We start from the raw sequence: 19,738 nt of genomic DNA, 5'->3' as shown, positions 1-19,738 counted from the left end.
GCCGGCTGACGGAGGTCAGTATGCAACTCTTCAAGCGCGCCGACGGTGCCGAGCAACCTTTCTGGGCCTGCGGCCCCTTCAAGATCCGTTTGCCCTTCATCCATTACCGGTGGGAAACCGCCGAAATGATGCAGGCGCTGATCATGTTCGTGGTCAGCCTGGGCATGATCCCCTTGCTGGAAAAATATCTCGGATTGCCCTATGACGTGGCGCTCGCCTATGTAGTGGTATGCGGTATCGGATTCCTGCTGCCGGCGCTGCTTGGCGTACCCATGGTGCCCGGATGGATCACGCCTGCTATTCCTGTCGTACTGTTGTTTCTCAGCGATTTCGAACCCGGTCCCGAGGCTATCCAGGCGCTGTTCGCACTGCAGTTTCTGGTGTTCCTGATCTTCCTGATACTGGGGGTGACCCGCCTCGGCAGTGTGATGGTGCGTATCGTTCCAAACTCGATGAAAGGCGGCATCATCATCGGCGCGGGTATCGCCGCCTTGATGGGCGAGATCTCCAGTGGCGGCCGCCTGGCCAACACACCGATTTCACTCGTGCTGGGCAGCCTGATCTGCCTGTATCTGATGTTCTCGGTATCCTTCAAGGGCCTCACTGAACGCCTGCCGATGATGCGCAAGATCGTCAACTACGGCATGGTGCCCGGCATGCTGGTAGCCATTATCGTTGGCATCGCGGTGGGCGAATACAAGATGCCCGACGTGCGTTGGGGCATCACCCAGCCGGCGTTTGGCGAAATCTGGAACTACCTGCCGTTCAATGTCGGCTTTCCGGATCCGCAGATCTTCCTGTACGCCGTACCCACCGCCGTTATCGCCTACATCATTGCCTTTGGCGACATCATCGTCGGCCAGTCATTGATGCAGCGCGCTGACGAATTACGCCCGGATGAAGTGATCGAGAACAACATTGATCGCGCGCACATCGTCACCGCCATCCGCAACGGATTGCATGCCTTTTTCGCGCCCTACCCCGGTCTTGCCGGACCGATCTGGACCGCTGTCGCAGCGACCATGGCGGAGCGTTACAAGTATGGCCGCAAGGCGATGGATTCCATCTACAGCGGCGCTGGCACCTTCTGGATTACCGGCTTTCTCGCGCTGTTCATGCTGCCGCTGGTGAGCTTCTTTCAGCCAGTACTGCCCATCGCGCTGTCGCTGACGCTGATTCTCACGGGCTATATCTGTCTGATGGTTGGCTTTGAACAGCTGAACAACAATACCGAACGCGGCGTTGCCGGCACCATGGGTGTGGTATTGGCTGTGTATGGCGCGGGCTGGGGCCTGGCGGCAGGCGCGGTGCTGTATCTGCTGGTGGAACGGACCCATATCCTGCGCTTTCGCAGTGTCCGCGATAGCGACACCGAAGCGGGTTCCAGCGAGCTCGCCGACGAGGCCGGACCGGTCAACGAAACTCCATGATTGAAGATGCCAAGCTCAGGCCTGGCATTCCTCCGCAAAGGAAAACATCCATGCGCACTTTTACAACCCTTGAAGGTAACAGCCAGAGACTGGATGGCGGCGCCATGTTCGGCAACGCACCCAAAGCGCTCTGGTCACGCTGGGTAGAGACCGACGAGGCCAACCGCATTCGCCTGAGCTGCCGTGCCATGCTGGTGCAGGAAGACGGCCGCAACATTCTGGTCGAAACCGGCATCGGCGCGTTTTTCGAGCCCCGACTCAAGGAGCGCTACGGCGTTGTGGAAACCGGCCACGTGCTGCTCGAAAGCCTCGCCACAGCAGGCTTGCGGCATGAGGATATTGACGTCGTAGTGCTGACTCACATGCATTTCGACCACGCCGGCGGGCTGCTTTCGGAGTGGGAAGCTGGCAAGCCGCTGCAACTGCTGTTTCCCAACGCGACCTTCGTTACCGGGCAGCGCCACTGGAACCGTGCCAAACGGCCGCATCCGCGCGACCAGGCATCGTTCATCCCTGAGCTGCTGACCATGATGGAGGACAGCGGCCGGCTGGAGCTGATCAACGACGGTGAGCAATCCCGAACGCTCGCGCCGGCCTGGCGTTTCCGTTTCAGCGACGGCCATACGCCCGGCCTGATGATTCCGGAATTTGACATGCCGGGCGGCCCGGTGGTCTTCCCGGGTGACCTGATACCCGGCGCGCCCTGGGTACATCTGCCTATTACCATGGGCTACGACCGGTTCCCCGAAGGTTTGATCGAAGAAAAGGAAGCCTTGCTCGACTATCTGGTTGCCGCAAAAGGCCGGCTGGTTTTTACCCACGACCCGCAGGTGGCAGTGGCCCGCGTGGCGAGGGATGAAACAAGCGGCAAGTACCGGGTGTGTCAGCAGCTGGACGCTGCCAAAAGGTTGAGTGAGTGAAAGAGTCAGGATCCGCCGGCGTCAGGCATGCCCGTTTTGCCATGCAACCGGGCCTGATCCTGTTCTGCGGCCTGCTTCAGAAAATCCCAGGTCACGCGCATCCGTGCAATATCCTTCAACTCGATAGGCATCAGCATCCAGAAGGTCCTGATAAACCGGATCTGCTCGGGCATCGCTACTTGCAAGCGCGGGTCTGAATCTGCCGAAAAAGCCGGGAGAATTCCCAGGCCAGCGCCAGCGGCTATGGCTTCCTGTTGCGCCAACAGGCTAGTGCTGCGTAGTCCCACCGCGCCCGAACCCGCGATTTCGTCGAGAAACAGCAGCTCCTTGCTGAACACCAGATCATCCACATAGCTGACGAAGCGATGCTTGCTCAGGTCGTCACGATTGCGGATCGGGCCATGCTTTCTCAGATAGTCCTTGCCCGCATACAACCGCAGCACGTAATCAGTCAGCTTGGTGATGATGAAGGGGCCCCGCTCGGGCCGCTCCAGGGTGATGACGATGTCCGCCTCGTGCCGTGACAAGCGAACGGCCCGGGGCAGCGCCAGTAAATCGAGATGCAGATGCGGATGGCGCTGGCTCAGTTCACTGAGTTGGCCGCCCAGTATCAGCGTTCCGTAGCCTTCAGTAGCACCGATGCGCACCTGTCCCGAAAGGCTTTCGCCGGGGTTGGGCAGCGCCTGCTCGATGCGCACGCTCGCCCCTTCCATCTGCTCCACTTGCGGCAGCAAGCTGCGGCCGGCCTCGGTCAATACATAGCCAGTTGTGTCTCTGATGAAAAGCGCTACGCCGAGGCTCTTCTCCAGCGTCTGGACGCGCCGGGAAACGGTGGTGTGATCGACCCCGAGACGCCGCGCCGCGGTAGTCAGGCGGCCAGCTCGGCTCAATTCGAGGAAGAAACGCAGGTTATCCCAGTCCATCAGCTGTCCTTGTGCATAAACGCAGAGGCTCCTTGCGCATGAGCCAATTGTTTAATGTAAAAACGCACTGCTACTATCCAGTACGACCTTTCAAACGACAAGGCCTGCGACGGCCCGAGGCGAACCCCATGACCACCCAGAACGTCCCTACCGTGAAGCTGCTGATTAACGGCGAATTCATCGAATCGAAATCCGACCAGTGGCGCGACGTGATCAATCCGGCGACACAGGAAGTGCTGGCCCGTGTGCCCTTTGCCACCCCGGAGGAAATCAACGCCGCTGTCGCCAGCTCCCGGGAAGCGTTCAAGACCTGGCGCAAGACGCCCATCGGTGCCCGGGCGCGGATCTTCCTCAAGTATCAGCAACTGATCCGCGAGAACATGAAGGAGCTGGCGGCTATTCTGACCTCGGAGCAAGGCAAGACGCTGGCCGACGCCGAAGGCGATGTGTTCCGTGGCCTGGAAGTGGTCGAACATGCCGCCGCTATCGGAAATCTGCAGCTGGGCGAGCTGGCAAATAACGTCGCCTCCGACGTGGATACCTACACCCTGCTGCAACCGTTGGGCGTGTGCGCCGGCATTACTCCATTCAACTTCCCGGCGATGATTCCTCTCTGGATGTTCCCGATGGCGATTGCTACCGGCAACACCTTTGTCCTCAAACCGTCCGAGCAGGACCCGATGGTCACCATGCGTCTGGTCGAGCTGGCATTGGAAGCCGGCATACCGGCCGGGGTACTGAACGTGATCCATGGCGGTGCCGACGCGGTCAACGCGCTATGTGATCACCCGGATATCAAGGCTCTATCCTTTGTTGGCTCCACGCATGTCGGCACCCACGTGTATAACCGCGCCAGCCAGGCCGGCAAGCGCGTGCAGTGCATGATGGGCGCGAAGAACCACGCCGTGGTCATGCCGGACGCCAACAAGGAACAGACGTTGAACAACCTGGTCGGTGCTGCCTTCGGCGCCGCTGGCCAGCGCTGTATGGCCGTACCGGTGATCATTCTGGTGGGTGAATCCCGTAACTGGCTGCCCGAACTGGCGCGCAAGGCGCAAACACTCAAGGTAAATGCCGGTGTTGAACCGGGCACCGATGTCGGCCCGGTCATCTCGACCGCCGCACTGGAGCGTATCAATGGTCTGATTCAGAAAGGCGTGGATCAGGGCGCTGAGCTGGTGCTGGACGGACGCAACCCCACAGTGCAGGGCTATGAAGATGGCAACTTCGTGGGCCCGACCATTCTCGCCGGTGTGAAGCCGGGCATGGCGGTGTACGACGAGGAGATCTTCGGGCCAGTACTTAACGTGATGCAGGCGGACAGCCTGGACGAGGCCATCGAAATCGTCAACGCCAATCCCAATGGTAACGGCACCGCGATCTTTACCCGTTCAGGCGGCATTGCCCGGCGCTTTCAGGAAGATATCGACGTGGGCCAGGTCGGCATCAACGTGCCGATCCCGGTGCCTGTGCCGCTGTTCTCCTTCAGCGGTTCACGCGGCTCCAAGCTGGGTGATCTAGGTCCTTACGGCAAACAGGTGATCACGTTCTACACCCAGACCAAGACCGTTACCGCACGCTGGTTCGATGATGACGAGCAGGCCGCTGCGGTCAACACCACCATCACCCTCAAATGAACCATGCGGGCCGGCAGCGATGCCGGCCCGCTCTGTCTGGAGTAGACGATGAGTTTTGAAACCTTGCTGGTTGAGGTACGGGACCGTGTCGGCCTGATCACGCTGAACCGCCCTCAGGCGCTGAATGCCTTGAATACGCAAGTATTGGACGAATTGAACCAGGCCCTCGACCAGTTCGAGAAGGACCCCGATATTGGCTGCATGGTGCTGACGGGGTCGAGCAAGGTTTTTGCTGCGGGTGCCGACATCAAGCAGATGGCTGATCTGCAGTATCCGCAGGTATACCTGGATGACTTCTTCTCCCCCGCCGACCGAATTGCCAATCGCCGCAAGCCACTGATCGCTGCGGTAGCCGGTTATGCCTTGGGTGGCGGCTGCGAACTGGCGATGATCTGCGATTTTATCTACGCAGCGGACAATGCCCGCTTCGGCCAGCCGGAAATCAACCTGGGCGTCTTGCCCGGCATTGGCGGGACCCAGCGCCTGACCCGCGCTCTGGGCAAGGCCAAGGCGATGGAAATGTGCCTTACCGGGCGCCAGATGGACGCGCAGGAGGCCGAGCGCGCGGGCCTGGTCGCGCGAATCATTCCGGTGGACCAATTGCTGGAAGAAACGCTGAAGACCGCGAAGGTCATAGCGTCAAAGTCCTTGCCCAGCGTAATGATGACCAAGGAATGCGTTAACCGCGTGTTCGAAACCAGCCTCAGCGAGGGCGTGCGCTTCGAGCGGCGGGTATTCCACTCCCTCTTCGCCACCGCCGACCAGACGGAGGGCATGCAGGCCTTTGTCGAGAAGCGTGCACCCAACTTCCAGCACACCTGAGCCGAAGGCTGTACCGCGAGCGGACAACAACAATGAGGAAGCTCACATGAATATCGGATTTATTGGTCTTGGCAATATGGGCGGCCCCATGGCCCACAACCTCATCGAGGCCGGTCACCAGCTGACTGTATTTGACCTGTCCGAGGCTGCGGTGAGCGGTCTGGTAGAGGCTGGCGCCAGCGCTGCGCCAGGCATCGCCGCGCTCGCGCAGAGCAACGTCGAACTCATCATCACCATGCTGCCCGCCGCCCAGCACGTTAAGGCCGTTTATCTCGGTGAGGACGGCTTGCTGGCTCACGTTGCGCCGACGGTACGCCTGATCGACAGCTCAACCATTGACCCGATGAGTGCCCGCGAAGTCGCCGCCGCTGCGGCCGAGAACGGCAACCGCATGATTGATGCGCCGGTCTCCGGTGGCACTGTCGGAGCGGCGGCCGGCACCCTGACGTTCATGGTGGGCGGCGAGCAGAGCGACTTCGATGCGGCTCTGCCGATCCTGCAGAACATGGGCAAGAACATTGTCCACTGCGGCCCGGCGGGCAACGGGCAGGTGGCCAAGGTCGCCAATAACATGTTGTTGGCCATATCCATGATCGGTACCGCCGAAGCGATGAATCTGGGCGTATCCCTGGGCATGAATCCCAAGGTGCTGGCCGGCATCATCAATACATCCAGCGGCCGCTGCTGGAGTTCCGATACCTACAACCCCTACCCCGGAGTGATCGATAGCGCCCCGGCATCACGGGCGTATTCCGGCGGGTTTGGCACTGACCTGATGCTCAAGGATCTTGGCTTGGCTACCGAGGCCGCCAGGCAAGTACGCCAACCGGTGTTGCTTGGCGGTCTGGCGCAGCAGCTGTACCAGACGTTCAGCAGCCAGGGGAACGGCGGGCTGGATTTCTCCGCCATCATCAAACTGTTTTCCGGAGATACGCATGAGTGAAGAACAGGCTGCCGTACTGGTCGAGGTACGCAACCAGATTGGCCATTTGATCCTCAACCGCCCGGCGGGGCTGAATGCACTGACGCTGGAAATGATTCGCGTGCTGCAACAGCAACTCGACCTGTGGCGTCAGGATGCAGGGATTCTCGCGGTCGTTCTACGCGCCAATGGCGAAAAAGCCTTCTGCGCCGGCGGTGACATTCGTGCTCTATACGAGAGCTTCAAATCGGGTGACGATCTGCACAGCAGGTTCTTTGAAGAAGAATACGCGCTTGACCAGGCCATCCATGCGTATCCGAAACCCATTCTGGCGCTTATGGATGGTTTTGTTCTGGGTGGAGGCATGGGGCTGGTGCAAGGTGCATCCCACCGGGTGATCACCGAGCGCACGCGAATGGGCATGCCGGAAACCGGCATCGGTTATTTTCCGGACGTCGGCGGGAGTTATTTCCTGTCTCGTCTGGCTGGTGAAACAGGCATCTATCTGGGCGTAACAGGCTCACAGGTCCGGGCAGCAGATGCGCTCTATACCGGGCTGGCAGATTACTGCGTGAGCGCCGATCAACTCCAGGAATTGAACCGGAAACTGGGCGAGACGATCTGGTCGGATAACCCCGGAAAACAACTGACTACCCTGCTTGAGGGATACGCTTCCAGCCCGGCGTCCGGCGGCGAGCTCGAAGCTCTGCAGCCGGCCATTGATCACCACTTCGGCCACTACACCGTGCAGGAAATCCAGGCTTCGCTGGCCAGCGAAGAACGCGACGTCTACAAGCAGTGGGCGCAAACCACCCTGTCCGTGCTGGAAAGCCGTTCGCCACTGGCCATGAGCGTCACCCTGGAAATGATTCGGCGCGGCCGTGAGCTGACGCTGGAGCAGTGCTTTGAGCTGGAGCTGCACCTGGACCGCCAATGGTTTGCCAAGGGCGACATCGTCGAAGGCGTCCGCGCGCTGCTTATCGACAAGGACAAGGCCCCACGCTGGAATCCACCTACGCTGGCTGAGCTCAGCAGCGATCGGGTTGCCAGCTTCTTCGAAGGCTTTGAACCGAGCGCTCCGAGCATAGGTTGGCAAGCCTGAGACGGCAGAAACAGGAATCGGATGATGCATGACATCGAATTGAATGAAGACCAGCGCATGGTCCGCGACATGGCGCGGCAATTCTCCCAGAGCGAGCTGGCACCGCGTGCCGCCGAATGGGACAAAACCGGGTGGATTGATGATGCAGTAGTACGGCAGATGGGCGAGCTCGGTCTGTTGGGTATGGTGGTGCCGGAGGAATGGGGCGGCAGTTATACCGATTACGTCGCCTATTCGCTGGCGGTCGAAGAGATTTCTGCTGGCTGTGGCGCAACTGGGGCAATGATGAGCGTGCACAACTCGGTCGGCTGCGGCCCTTTGCTCAAGTTCGGCACCGACGAGCAGCGCAGGGCCTGGCTGCCGTCGTTGGCTGCAGGGCGGACCATTGGCTGCTTTTGCCTGACCGAACCCCAGGCAGGGTCCGAAGCGCACAACCTGCGGACCCGAGCGGTGTTGGAAAACGGCAAATGGGTTATCAATGGCGCCAAACAGTTCGTCACCAACGCCAAGCGTGCCGGGATGGCAGTTGTTTTCGCGGTGACGGATCCGGAACTCGGCAAGAAAGGTCTGTCGGCCTTTCTGGTGCCTACCGACAACCCCGGCTTCAAGATTGAGCGTATGGAACACAAGATGGGCATTCGCGGCTCGGATACCTGCGCTGTTAGCCTGGATAATTGCCGGATTCCTGAAGCGAATCTGCTCGGTCAGCGCGGCAAGGGGCTGGCAATCGCCTTGTCCAACCTGGAGGGTGGCCGGATAGGCATCGCGGCGCAGGCATTGGGAATCGCGCGTGCCGCTTTTGAAGCGGCGTTAGCCTATGCGCGGGATCGCACCCAGTTCGGCGTGGCGTTGACGGAACATCAGAGCGTCGCCAACATGCTTGCCGACATGCACATGAAGCTGAACGCAGCGCGGTTGATGATCCTGCATGCCGCGCGGCTGCGCACCGCCGGTGAGCCCTGCCTGTCCGAAGCCTCCCAGGCCAAATTGTTTGCCAGTGAGATGGCTGAAGAGGTGTGTTCCAAAGCCATCCAGATTCATGGTGGGTACGGCTATCTGGCGGACTACCCCGTCGAACGGCTGTATCGTGATGCACGGATTACGCAAATTTATGAAGGAACCAGCGAGATTCAGCGGCTGCTGATTGCGCGTGAGCTGCGCCATTACAGTCTTTGAACTCGGTGCTGCCCGGACGTCCGGGCAGCTGGAGTACTCAAACAATAAAAACAACATTGCTTCATTCAGATGTAGATTCTTTACCTCGGGCGTACTACTGTCTGACTACCCGAAATGCCTCGCACGCAAAACGCGAACGGCAAAAATATACGAACTACGATGTAGGCCTCGCTCATGAAAGACAATCTGATGAGTTCGTTTTTCGTGGTCGCGTTAGCGGCTGTTCTTCTTGTCACACTCAGCGTCGGCGCATTGCATCGCAGTGCCGAGCTGAATTCTGAACAGGTGCTGGCGTATACATGCAGCATCTCCTGCACGTTGAGCCCTGCCCACTGGTTCTAGTTGCAGTGTTGCGCCGTTCAATGAAAATCCCGGCTGCGCACATCCAGGCCATCCAGCATCGGGGTAAGATCGGTCAGGTGATGGGCGATGACATGAACTACGCCCTTCTCGGTTTCCAGTCGGCCCTTCACTTGCATCAGCCTTGACCCAACCAACTCCTTGCGTTGACGCTCGCCCAGATCATGCCAGACGACCACATTGATCATTCCGTACTCGTCTTCCAGGGTGACGAAGATCACGCCGCTGGCCGTACCGGGCTTCTGCCTGCCGGTGACCAGGCCTGCAACGATGACGGGGCGGCCATGTTCCAGCTTTTTCAGCTCCTTTGAAGAACGGCAACGTCGCATCCTGAGTTGTCTGCGCAGCAGACTCAAGGGATGCGGGCCAAGCGTCGTACCCGTGGTGGCGTAATCGGCATGCAGGTCTTCACCGACCTGCGGTAACGGCAACACAACACCTTGTTCCTGTGCCGAGGGCAGTCCGGCAAAAAGCGGTAGTTGCGGCTCTACCCCGGCAACCGCCCAGCGCGCCTTGTGTCTGTGACCAGCCAACCCGCGTAGCGCCCCCGCATCAGCCAGCAGTTCCCGTGCACGGTTATCAAGGCGACCGCGCTGGACCAGATCAGTCGTATCCGAGAAAGGCTTGTCGCTGCGGGCAGCTGTGATCCGCTGGGCATCCTCTTCGCGAAATCCCCGCACCATTCGCAGCCCCAGTCGTATGGCCAGCTCCCCGCCCCGCCCAGGCTCAAGGGTACAGTCCCAATCACTGTAACGGGCATCCACCGGAAAAGTTTCAATGCTGTGGCGCCGTGCATCCTGTAGCAGCTGGTCGGGGCTGTAAAAACCCATGGGCCAGCTGTTGATCAATGCGCAGATAAAGGCCGCCGGTTCATGACATTTCAGCCAGCAGCTGGCATAGGTCAGCAGAGCAAAACTGGCTGCATGGGATTCCGGGAAGCCGTAATTTCCGAATCCTTTGATCTGCTCGAAAATGCGTTCGGCGAATTCCCGTGTATAGCCCCGTGCGAGCATGCCTTCGGTCAGGCGTTTCTGATGAGGTTCCAGACCCCCGAGGCGTTTCCAGGCGGCCATGGAACGGCGCAGCTGGTCTGCCTCGCCGGGGGTGTAACCCGCCGCTACGATTGCCAGCTCCATCACCTGCTCCTGAAACAGCGGCACGCCAAGGGTGCGCTCGAATACCTGACGCAGGGCTTCAGATGGATACGTCACCGGCTCCTCGCCGTTTCGCCGGCGCAAATAGGGATGCACCATATCGCCGACAATCGGGCCGGGCCGAACAATCGCCACTTCGATGACCAGATCGTAAAAGGTTCTGGGTTTGAGTCGCGGCAGCATGGCCATCTGTGCCCGCGATTCGATCTGGAAAACGCCAACAGTATCCGCCCGACTGATCATCTCGTAGGTAGCAGAATCTTCAGCGGGAATGGTCGCCAAAGTCAGATCCCGTCCACGATGCAGGCGCAGCAGATCGAAGGTCCTGCGCAGCGCACTGAGCATACCCAGGGCCAGAATATCCACCTTGAGCAGACCCACCGCATCCAGATCGTCCTTGTCCCACTGAATGATGGTACGGTCATCCATGGCGGCGTTTTCAACCGGCACCAGGGTTTCCAAAGGCTGTTCGGAGATGACGAATCCGCCTGGATGCTGGGACAGATGCCGCGGAAAGCCGACAAGCTCGCCGGTCAGGGTCAATACCCGCTGTAGCACAGGATTAGTTGGATCAAAGCCTGCCTCACGCAGCCGCTCTTCGGAGGGCACCTTGCTGCTCCATTTGCCACAACAATCAGCCAGAGCACTTATCTGATCGGGTGGCAGGCCCAGCGCCTTGGCCACATCCCGGATCGCCCCGGCCCCGCGATAACTGGAGGCTACAGCAGTCAGCGCAGCGCGGCGGCGGCCATAGCGGTTGAAGACGTACTGGATGACCTCTTCACGCCGGTCGTGCTCGAAATCCACATCGATATCCGGCGGTTCGTTACGTTCCTTGGAGATGAACCGCTCGAACAACATGTTCATCCGGGCCGGATCGATTTCGGTAATGCCCAGCGCGAAACACACGGCCGAGTTGGCAGCCGAGCCGCGGCCCTGACAAAGAATATGGCGACTACGGGCGAAACGGACGATGTCGTGCACTGTCAGGAAATAACTCTCGTAGTGCATCTCAGTGATCAGGTCGAGCTCTGCCTCGATCTGCTGCAGTACTTTATCCGGCGCACCTTCAGGCCAACGCCAGCGCATGCCCTCCTCGGTCAAGATGCGCAGCCAAGTGGCTGCGGTCTGGCCCTCCGGAACCAACTCACGCGGATATTGATAACGCAGCTGACCAAGATCGAAGGTACAACGCTCGGCAATACGCAGGGTTTCGGCTAACAACTCATCGGGATACAGCTCGGACAACATGGGTTGAGGACGCAGGTGTCGCTCGCCATTGGGAAACAGATGCTGCCCGGCTTCGGCTACCGTGCAGTGATGACGGATGGCGGTCATGGTGTCCTGCAATGCGCGACGGCCGCGGGCATGCATATGCACATCGCCTGATGCCACGGCAGGAATCTCCAGAGACGCGGCAAGCCCCAGCAACTGATCCAGCCGCCTGGCATCATCCGGCCCACGATGCAGTTCAACAGCCAGCCACAACCGATCGGGAAAATGCTGTTTGAGCCAGTATCCGATGTCAGGGGTCGCTTGCTGTTCGGGTATCCAAAGCGCCAGCAGACCGGTTAGTGATTCATCAAAATCACTTCGTTCCAGTCTGTATTCGCCTTTGGGCGCGCGCCTTCGGGCAACCGTTACAAGCCGGCAGAGGTTCTGGTATCCAAGCAGATTTTCCGCCAATAGAACCAGCTTGAGACCGGCCTCGACCTGCATTTCACTGCCGACTATGAGCGGGACGCCAGTTTGCCGTGCGGCCTGCCAGGCGCGGACGATGCCCGCCAGTGTGCATTCATCGGTAATGGCCAATGCGCGATAGCCATGCCCCCGGGCACGTTCAAACAATTCCAGGGCGCTGGAGGCGCCACGCTGGAAGCTGAAATTGGACAGGCAATGCAGTTCGGCATAACCGGTCATGCGAACCATCCATGCAGCATCAAGGGCCCGGAATCGCCCACCCGCCGATAGGCCCAGGCCAGTTGGCCGGATTGAGTTCTGAGCAGGTAATAATCCCTGCGGATATCTCCGCCATCCCACCAACCGGACTCGATGCGTTCAGGCCCTGCCAGAATCTGGCATCCAGCGAACTCTGTGGCCACCGGTTCGCTCAACAGCCAGGCAGGACGCAGCCGCTGACTTGGTTGCCCAACCAATTCAGCAGCCTCGTTGCTGGCTTGCCATGCCCGTTCCGGTCGGTGATCAGCCTGTATGTGCAATCCGGTTACGGCGTCATCCCCAAGCCGGGCGCGCAGGCGTTCGCGCAGCTGTTCCCAGGGAAGCGATTGATGCGCCCGCTCGGAAAACAGCTCGCGGTGCTCGGGTACAAATACGGGAAGATCCCGCGCAATCAGCCGCAGCGAGAGAACAGGCTCAGGTAACTGCAACTGCTCCAGTCGGCCGCGTGCCAGTTCGAACAACATGGAGGCTTCACGTTCGGTGTTCAACAGCCCGATAGGCAGCAGTGTGTCCTCTCGATCACGGTGCTCCAGGTGCAGGGTGAAACGCTGCACCCCGCTGTCCCGGCCTGCCAGATAGGCAGCCAGATCGGAGGTCAGGCGACGCAGGGGGAATAACAATGCCTGATGCGATTCCACCTCGAAATTCAATTCGATACGGCTGTCGAAAAAATCCGGCGGTGCATAACATTCCAGCGCAAGGTGTCGCGCGCCCAGCAGGGTATCGATATGTATGAGTACATCCTTGCTGAAGCGCCGCGCGATACTGTCCCGGGGCAAGCGCAGAATCTGTTCCAGATTGCGTATACCCATGCGCGAGAAGGCGACGGCAGCGCTGCGTTCCAAGCCGAGACGATCGACCGGTAACCGGCCCAGTATCTTTCGTAGTTCTTGTTCGTCCACAGCGAGGCCATCATGGCAATTGACCAAGGCCCTCGCCGCAGCCGCATTGGGCGCCACCACGATACGGTGCTGAAAGCCCAGTTCAGTCAATTCCTTTCTCAGCAGGGACTCGAAACGCGGCCAGGGACCAAACAGGCTGTAACTGGATTGCACCTCCAATAACACAGCGCGCGGGTAATGCAGACTCACATGCGAACTGAAGCGATAGGCCCAGGCGGCAAGAAATTGATGCCAGCGTTCAATCTCGGCCGGATCATATTCCGCTGAGGCAAACGCGGTAGTAATGGCCTGGGCTGCGGTCAAAGACTGACCAGGACGCAAGCCAAGCGCTCGTGCGGCTGGATTCATGGCTTGCAGTACGCGGCGCTGGGCCGGGCCGCTCAACAATACCAGCGGCGCTTCAGGGTCGTCGCGCGTCCGGAGAACGGCGTCCAACGCCAGTTGCGGCAGGAGAATACAAGCCCAGCGCATAATGACTACTCACTGCAACGCGGCGAAGGGAAGCGGAGTCGCTGGCGCGATACCGCCACGGCACTTGAGAACACGTAATTGGCTGGATCCTGACTCTAGCAACAGACGCAGCGCCGCGGGGGAAGGATTGACCGCTTCTTCGGCCGGGCGGTAAGCGAAGGCAAGGGTTTGCCCTGTTTCAGCAGCCACTTGTAAGCGCCGCATGGAGCGATCATCTGCACGCTGCGGCCAGCACAGCACTGCCCCGTTGCATCCTGATCGCAGGCACTGCTCAGCTGCCCAAAGCGCTTCGGCGCCCTGCGCATTGACGAGCATCAGATGGCGAAGATTTATTCCCGCGGCGTGCCATGCCGGCGCAAAAGGCACATGGGGTGGCGCCACAAGCACCACTTTTTCCCCTGCCTGGGTCAATCGCGCCAGGGTGGGCCATATCAGCCTCAACTCACCGCTTCCCTCGGCCTGAAAGAGGATTTCACTTAACGCAGCCAGGGGCCAGCCGCCTGAGGGCAACAGCGCATCCAGCCCGGCATTACCGGTTGGATAGCCGATACGCTGCGTGCTGGTCTGCCGGCCTTTCCATATCCGGCGCTGATCCAGCAACCTGTCCAGAGCTACAACCGCGCCCATCACACTCTCCTGAACACGTGGTCAGGCGGAACGCCAAGAGTGAAAAAAGAAATACTGCGATGCATACAGGCCACCCGTTTACTGTATAGATATACAGCTTATTCAGGCGGCGACAGCGGGTCAATCTGAAAAATCACAACTAGATGAGCGGCCAGGATTACTGATCACTGATAAATGGATGAGGGCTTTGGGACAGTGCGCGGTAGAGCTGCCACGCGTTCACGAGCTTCAACCCGTGGTTAGCTGGATGTGTTCGTACGCCTGAGCAATGTATCTGTCTATCAACGCGCGAGTTGTGACGAACCATTGTCGTCGGGGCCCGGCCCCGAAGCGCTTGAAAACCTGGCTTGATCAATCGGCGCCGGACATGCTTCCGGCAAGCCAATCCAGATCTTCGGGACGAGTAACCTTGATGTTGTCAGCACGCCCTTCGACCAGAAGTGGCGCATGACCTGCCCATTCCATGGCTGATGCCTCATCAGTGATGGCGACGCCAGCCGCGAGCGCGCCAGACAATGCCTTGTGCAAGGTTTCGAGTCGGAACATCTGTGGCGTGTACGCCTGCCAGAACATACTGCGGTCCGGGGTTGCGGTGACTCTGCGATCTGCGCCAGCTTGTTTGAGGGTATCGCGCACCGGGACCGCCAACAGTCCACCGACAGGATCATCGGCAAGCGTTTCCAGTAATCTGTGCAGATCACTCGCGGCCAGATTGGGACGCGCCGCATCATGCACCAGCACCCAGTCTCCGGGTTTCGCACCTTGCCCAAGCAGCGCATCCAGACCATTGAGAACTGAATCCGCCCGTTCACGCCCGCCTGGAGCGGTAGAAATCCGTGCGTTGCGCGCACATGAAAGACCAGCCCAGTAAGGGTCTTTTTCAGCCAGGCAGACGACGAGACCCTGCAGGCTGGGGTGGTTCAGGAAGCAGTCAAGGGTATGTTCAATAAGGCTGCGACCAGCCAGGGGGAGATATTGCTTGGGACGGTCCGCCTGCATGCGCGAGCCGATACCGGCGGCAGGGATGACTACCCAGAAGGGTAAAACATTCATTTATTCCGAACTCAGCTGATATAGCGTCTCGCCATCGCGGATCATGCCAAGCTCCTTCCTGGCGCGTTCTTCGATAGTTTCCAGACCTTGTTTGAGTTCGATTACCTCAGCGGTCAGTACGCGGTTGCGCTCCAGCAGCTGTTCGTTTTCACGCTTCTGCTCGGCGATCTGTTGGCTGAGCTGAGTCACATGCGCCAGACTGCCCTCGCCTACCCACAAGCGATATTGCAGGCCAGCCAGTATTACCAGTGCAATTACCCAGAGCCACTTCACGTGTTTATCGCCTCCAATGGCGTTACCTATCCGCACCGCTTGCCAGCCTATCAACCGGCCAGCACCTGCACCAGTCCCCGCTTCGTGAACCAGAGCCAGAAACGACAAGGCGCTGAACAATGCCAGCGCCTGTCAGGTTTCGTCAATAATCAGCGATCAGCCACGAAACTCGGCACGGCCCTTATACGGAGCAGAACCGTCCAGCTGCTCTTCAATACGCAGCAACTGGTTGTACTTGGAAACGCGGTCCGAACGGCACAGCGAACCGGTCTTGATCTGGCCTGCGGCGGTACCCACTGCCAGGTCGGCAATGGTGTGGTCTTCAGTCTCGCCGCTACGGTGAGAGATGACGGCGGTGTAACCGGCAGCCTTGGCCATCTGAATGGCTTCCAGCGTTTCGGTCAGCGATCCGATCTGATTGAACTTGATGAGGATCGAGTTACCGATGCTCTTGTCGATCCCTTCCTTGAGGATCTTGGTATTGGTAACGAACAGATCGTCACCGACCAGCTGAACCTTGGCGCCGATCTTGTCGGTCAGGACTTGCCAGCCGTCCCAATCGGACTCATCCATACCGTCTTCGATGGAGATGATGGGATAACGCTCGGAGAGGCCTGCCAGATAATCAGCAAAACCAGCGGCATCAAACACCTGGCCTTCACCAGCCAGATCGTATTTGCCGTCCTTGTAGAATTCGCTCGAGGCGCAATCCAGCGCCAGGGTCACGTCATCACCCAGCGTATATCCGGCATTCGCCACCGCCTCGGCGATTGCGCCAAGCGCGTCTTCGTTGGAGCTCAGGTTCGGTGCAAAACCGCCCTCATCACCGACCGACGTGCTCAGGCCGCGCGCCTTCAGAACAGCCTTGAGGTGATGGAAAATCTCGGCACCCATACGCAGGGCATCAGCAAAGGTCTTGGCGCCAACCGGCTGGACCATGAACTCCTGAATGTCCACATTGTTATCAGCGTGCTCGCCACCGTTGATGATGTTCATCATGGGTACCGGCATGCTGTATTGGCCAGGTGTTCCGTTCAGGTCGGCGATATGCGCATACAAGGGCACACCCTTGGACTGCGCGGCCGCCTTGGCTGCAGCGAGGGATACGGCGAGGATCGCGTTAGCGCCCAGATTGGCCTTGTTCTCGGTTCCATCTAGGTCGATCATGGCGCGGTCCAGACCCGCTTGATCTTCTACATCACGACCGACCAGCAATTCACGGATGGGGCCATTGATATTGGCAACTGCCTTGAGCACGCCCTTGCCCAGATAACGGCTCTTATCGCCATCACGCAGTTCCAGTGCTTCACGGGAACCTGTCGAGGCACCAGAGGGTGCACAGGCGCTGCCGATGATGTTTCCGTCAAGGATGACGTCTGCTTCAACGGTCGGATTGCCGCGCGAATCCAGAACTTCACGACCCTTGATATCAATGATTTTCGCCATGTTTGCTACGTGCTCCATTTAATCGTCCGAGAATAGATCAGCTACTACGCGACAAGTTCAAGCGGTCTCCAGTACCGCAAAGCTTTTGACCAGATCATCAAGCTGTTTGAGTTGCGAAAGGAAAGGTTCGAGCTTGTCCAGGCGCAGGGCGCAAGGGCCATCGCACTTGGCATTGTCGGGATCCGGATGCGCTTCCAGAAACAGGCCGGCCAGCCCTTGGCTCATGCCGGCCTTGGCCAGATCGGTAACCTGACCACGCCGGCCGCCGGCTGAATCACTGCGCCCGCCTGGCATCTGCAAGGCGTGGGTCACGTCGAAGAACACCGGATAGCCCATCTGTTTCATGATGCCGAAGCCGAGCATATCCACGACCAGATTGTTGTAACCGAAGCTGGAGCCACGCTCGCACAGAATCAAGCGATCGTTACCGGCTTCCTCACATTTGGTAAGGATGTGCTTCATTTCTGCCGGAGCAAGAAACTGCGCCTTCTTGATGTTGATAACGGCCTTGGTCTCTGCCATCGCCACTACCAAATCAGTTTGTCGGGAGAGGAAAGCCGGCAACTGGATGATGTCGCAGACCTCAGCCACGGGTGCAGCCTGATGTGGCTCATGCACGTCAGTAATGACCGGCACGTTAAAGGTCCGCTTGATCTCCTCGAATATCTTCAGCCCCTCTTCCATGCCCGGACCGCGGAATGAATTGATCGAGGAACGGTTGGCCTTGTCGAAACTGGCCTTGAATACGTAGGGAATGCCCAGCTTGCTGGTGACTTCCACATAGGTCTCGCAGATGCGCATCGCCAGATCGCGGGACTCTAGTACGTTCATACCGCCGAACAGCACAAAGGGCTTGTCGTTGGCGATGTCGATGTTACCGACCTGGACTGTCTTCTGGGTCATCGCTGTTCCTTGTTCGCCTTCTGTGCTAGGGCTGCATTGACGAAGCCACTGAACAAGGGATGGCCGTAACGCGGCGTAGAGGTAAATTCGGGGTGGAACTGACAGGCCACGAACCACGGGTGGTCGCCTACCTCGACAACTTCTACCAGCGCGCCATCCACTGACCGGCCAGTAACCTTCAACCCACCTGCCTGCAAATCAGGCAACAGGTTGTTGTTGACCTCGTAGCGATGACGATGACGCTCGACAATAACGTCCTTGCCATAGCACTCATGCGCACGTGAACCGGGCTCCAGCGCACAATCCTGACCGCCGAGACGCATGGTGCCGCCCAGATCAGAGCCTTCATCACGCAATTGCTTGTCGCCGCTGGCGGTCTGCCATTCGGTGATCAAACCGACCACCGGGTGGGTGCTGGTCTTGTCAAATTCAGTAGAGTTGGCATCCTTCCAGCCGAGGATATGCCGCGCATACTCAATCACGGCAACCTGCATGCCGAGGCAGATACCCAAATAAGGGATCTTGTTCTCGCGGGCGTAGCGTACGGTGGCGATCTTGCCTTCCACGCCGCGCTGACCGAAACCGCCAGGAACCAGAATGGCGTCGACATCCTCGAGCAGCGAAGTGCCCTTCAGCTCGATGTCCTCGGAATCGATATAGCGCAGGTTGACCTTGGTGCGGCTCTGGATGCCCGCGTGGCTGATGGCTTCGATCAGCGACTTGTAGGCTTCCAGCAGATCCATGTATTTTCCGACCATGGCGATGGTTACTTCCTGGTCAGGATACAGTTTGGCATCGACGACGCGTTCCCATTCGGACAGGTCCGCTGGTCCGCATTCGAGACCGAAGCGTTCCACCACGATGTCATCCAACCCTTGCGCATGTAATGCAGAGGGAATCCGGTAAATGCTGTCCAGATCCTCAAGCCCGATGACCGCACGCTCTTCCACGTTGGTGAACAGCGCGATCTTGCGGCGCGAGGACAAATCGATCGGGTGATCGGAGCGGCAGATCAGAATATCAGGCTGCAGACCGATGGAGCGGAGCTCCTTGACCGAATGCTGAGTCGGCTTGGTTTTGGTCTCACCGGCTGTTGCGATATAAGGAACCAGCGTCAGGTGCATGAGCATGGCGCGCTTGGCACCCACTTCAATGCGCAACTGACGGATTGCCTCAAGGAACGGCTGGGATTCGATATCGCCTACGGTACCGCCAATTTCCACCATGGCGACATCGGCATCGCCGGCGCCCTTGATGATACGGTCCTTGATCTCGTCGGTGATATGCGGAATGACCTGAATAGTCGCTCCAAGATAGTCACCGCGACGCTCCTTGCGCAGTACGTGCTCATAGACACGACCAGCGGTGAAATTGTTGGCGCGGGACATGGTCGCGTTGATGAAACGCTCGTAGTGGCCCAGGTCAAGGTCAGTCTCGGCGCCATCATGGGTGACGAAAACTTCACCGTGCTGGAAGGGGCTCATGGTGCCCGGATCCACGTTGATATAGGGATCGAGCTTGAGCATGGTGACCTTGAGTCCCCGCGCTTCAAGGATCGCCGCCAGAGAAGCCGAGGCGATGCCCTTACCCAATGAAGATACAACACCACCCGTGACGAAGATGTAGCGCGTCATGAAAAACCCGTAGATTGAACAGTT

The 19,738-nt window shown here is 59.1% G+C and carries 16 protein-coding genes; 7 read left to right on the top strand and 9 right to left on the bottom strand.

All coding sequences use genetic code 11. The features are described 5' to 3' along the window. The first annotated feature begins 20 nt into the window (after nt 1-20). Both HG264_RS17890 and HG264_RS17885 read left to right on the top strand, forming a co-directional pair. Entirely contained in the window at nt 21-1,430 is a 1,410-nt protein-coding gene (locus HG264_RS17890; protein WP_169408866.1) for a solute carrier family 23 protein, read from the top strand. 50 nt (nt 1,431-1,480) lie between these two features. After that, nucleotides 1,481-2,350, top strand: coding sequence for an MBL fold metallo-hydrolase (locus HG264_RS17885; protein WP_169408865.1), 870 nt, complete (start codon nt 1,481-1,483; stop codon nt 2,348-2,350). A gap of 5 nt (nt 2,351-2,355) precedes the next feature. Here the strand turns inward: HG264_RS17885 and HG264_RS17880 are convergent, their stop codons facing one another. Then, a complete protein-coding gene (locus tag HG264_RS17880) occupies nt 2,356-3,273 on the bottom strand; it encodes a LysR family transcriptional regulator (RefSeq protein WP_169408864.1) in 918 nt (305 codons plus the stop codon). A 128-nt stretch (nt 3,274-3,401) separates the two neighbouring features. Here HG264_RS17880 and HG264_RS17875 point away from each other — a divergent pair, with 128 nt between their 5' ends. From HG264_RS17875 to HG264_RS17855, 5 genes are read left to right on the top strand one after another with little or no spacing between them, the layout of a single operon-like run. Next, nucleotides 3,402-4,910 carry a CoA-acylating methylmalonate-semialdehyde dehydrogenase gene (locus HG264_RS17875; RefSeq protein ID WP_169408863.1) on the top strand — a complete coding sequence of 503 codons (1,509 nt, stop codon included), beginning with the start codon at nt 3,402-3,404 and terminating at the stop codon, nt 4,908-4,910. A 48-nt stretch (nt 4,911-4,958) separates the two neighbouring features. Next, nucleotides 4,959-5,732 carry an enoyl-CoA hydratase gene (locus tag HG264_RS17870; protein WP_169408862.1) on the top strand — a complete coding sequence of 258 codons (774 nt, stop codon included), beginning with the start codon at nt 4,959-4,961 and terminating at the stop codon, nt 5,730-5,732. Between the two features lie 46 nt (nt 5,733-5,778). Further along, nucleotides 5,779-6,675, top strand: a complete 897-nt coding sequence (mmsB, locus tag HG264_RS17865) for a 3-hydroxyisobutyrate dehydrogenase (RefSeq protein ID WP_169408861.1) — start codon at nt 5,779-5,781, stop codon at nt 6,673-6,675. After that, nucleotides 6,668-7,756, top strand: coding sequence for an enoyl-CoA hydratase/isomerase family protein (locus HG264_RS17860; protein WP_169408860.1), 1,089 nt, complete (start codon nt 6,668-6,670; stop codon nt 7,754-7,756). The genes mmsB and HG264_RS17860 overlap by 8 nt, the downstream gene beginning before the upstream one ends. 24 nt (nt 7,757-7,780) lie before the next feature. Next, on the top strand, nt 7,781-8,932 hold the full coding sequence (locus HG264_RS17855; RefSeq protein WP_169408859.1) for an acyl-CoA dehydrogenase family protein: 1,152 nt from the start codon (nt 7,781-7,783) through the stop codon (nt 8,930-8,932). Between the two features lie 359 nt (nt 8,933-9,291). Here the strand turns inward: HG264_RS17855 and HG264_RS17850 are convergent, their stop codons facing one another. The 8 genes from HG264_RS17850 to HG264_RS17815 form a co-directional block, all read right to left on the bottom strand. After that, nucleotides 9,292-12,366, bottom strand: coding sequence for an error-prone DNA polymerase (locus HG264_RS17850; protein WP_169408858.1), 3,075 nt, complete (start codon nt 12,364-12,366; stop codon nt 9,292-9,294). Further along, nucleotides 12,363-13,778, bottom strand: coding sequence for a DNA polymerase Y family protein (locus HG264_RS17845; protein WP_169408857.1), 1,416 nt, complete (start codon nt 13,776-13,778; stop codon nt 12,363-12,365). Before HG264_RS17845 ends, HG264_RS17850 begins: the two co-directional genes overlap by 4 nt. 9 nt (nt 13,779-13,787) lie before the next feature. Then, nucleotides 13,788-14,405, bottom strand: coding sequence for a translesion DNA synthesis-associated protein ImuA (imuA, locus tag HG264_RS17840; protein WP_169408856.1), 618 nt, complete (start codon nt 14,403-14,405; stop codon nt 13,788-13,790). Nucleotides 14,406-14,756: 351 nt separating this feature from the next. After that, a complete protein-coding gene (gene ispD / locus HG264_RS17835; RefSeq protein ID WP_169408855.1) occupies nt 14,757-15,458 on the bottom strand; it encodes a 2-C-methyl-D-erythritol 4-phosphate cytidylyltransferase in 702 nt (233 codons plus the stop codon). After that, nucleotides 15,459-15,731, bottom strand: a complete 273-nt coding sequence (ftsB, locus tag HG264_RS17830; protein ID WP_169409203.1) for a cell division protein FtsB — start codon at nt 15,729-15,731, stop codon at nt 15,459-15,461. It abuts the gene before it with no gap. Between the two features lie 156 nt (nt 15,732-15,887). Further along, nucleotides 15,888-17,177 carry a phosphopyruvate hydratase gene (gene eno / locus HG264_RS17825; RefSeq protein WP_169408854.1) on the bottom strand — a complete coding sequence of 430 codons (1,290 nt, stop codon included), beginning with the start codon at nt 17,175-17,177 and terminating at the stop codon, nt 15,888-15,890. A gap of 57 nt (nt 17,178-17,234) precedes the next feature. Beyond that, complete coding sequence (gene kdsA / locus HG264_RS17820) at nt 17,235-18,080, bottom strand: 3-deoxy-8-phosphooctulonate synthase (protein ID WP_169408853.1); 846 nt, start codon at nt 18,078-18,080, stop codon at nt 17,235-17,237. Continuing rightward, nucleotides 18,077-19,714 carry a CTP synthase gene (locus HG264_RS17815; protein ID WP_169408852.1) on the bottom strand — a complete coding sequence of 546 codons (1,638 nt, stop codon included), beginning with the start codon at nt 19,712-19,714 and terminating at the stop codon, nt 18,077-18,079. Before HG264_RS17815 ends, kdsA begins: the two co-directional genes overlap by 4 nt. Between the last annotated feature and the right edge of the window lie 24 nt (nt 19,715-19,738).

This window comes from Pseudomonas sp. gcc21 (genome assembly GCF_012844345.1).
GTDB lineage: Bacteria > Pseudomonadota > Gammaproteobacteria > Pseudomonadales > Pseudomonadaceae > Halopseudomonas.
Note: the sequence above shows the minus strand (reverse complement) of the source record. Positions and strands in the feature narration are given on the sequence as shown.

Coding starts and splice junctions, on each gene's coding strand:
- HG264_RS17890 (WP_169408866.1), top strand. CDS start 21: ATGCAACTCTTCAAGCGCGCCGACGGTGCCGAGCAACCTTTCTGGGCC.
- HG264_RS17885 (WP_169408865.1), top strand. CDS start 1,481: ATGCGCACTTTTACAACCCTTGAAGGTAACAGCCAGAGACTGGATGGC.
- HG264_RS17880 (WP_169408864.1), bottom strand. CDS start 3,273: ATGGACTGGGATAACCTGCGTTTCTTCCTCGAATTGAGCCGAGCTGGC.
- HG264_RS17875 (WP_169408863.1), top strand. CDS start 3,402: ATGACCACCCAGAACGTCCCTACCGTGAAGCTGCTGATTAACGGCGAA.
- HG264_RS17870 (WP_169408862.1), top strand. CDS start 4,959: ATGAGTTTTGAAACCTTGCTGGTTGAGGTACGGGACCGTGTCGGCCTG.
- mmsB (WP_169408861.1), top strand. CDS start 5,779: ATGAATATCGGATTTATTGGTCTTGGCAATATGGGCGGCCCCATGGCC.
- HG264_RS17860 (WP_169408860.1), top strand. CDS start 6,668: ATGAGTGAAGAACAGGCTGCCGTACTGGTCGAGGTACGCAACCAGATT.
- HG264_RS17855 (WP_169408859.1), top strand. CDS start 7,781: ATGCATGACATCGAATTGAATGAAGACCAGCGCATGGTCCGCGACATG.
- HG264_RS17850 (WP_169408858.1), bottom strand. CDS start 12,366: ATGACCGGTTATGCCGAACTGCATTGCCTGTCCAATTTCAGCTTCCAG.
- HG264_RS17845 (WP_169408857.1), bottom strand. CDS start 13,778: ATGCGCTGGGCTTGTATTCTCCTGCCGCAACTGGCGTTGGACGCCGTT.
- imuA (WP_169408856.1), bottom strand. CDS start 14,405: ATGGGCGCGGTTGTAGCTCTGGACAGGTTGCTGGATCAGCGCCGGATA.
- ispD (WP_169408855.1), bottom strand. CDS start 15,458: ATGAATGTTTTACCCTTCTGGGTAGTCATCCCTGCCGCCGGTATCGGC.
- eno (WP_169408854.1), bottom strand. CDS start 17,177: ATGGCGAAAATCATTGATATCAAGGGTCGTGAAGTTCTGGATTCGCGC.
- kdsA (WP_169408853.1), bottom strand. CDS start 18,080: ATGACCCAGAAGACAGTCCAGGTCGGTAACATCGACATCGCCAACGAC.
- HG264_RS17815 (WP_169408852.1), bottom strand. CDS start 19,714: ATGACGCGCTACATCTTCGTCACGGGTGGTGTTGTATCTTCATTGGGT.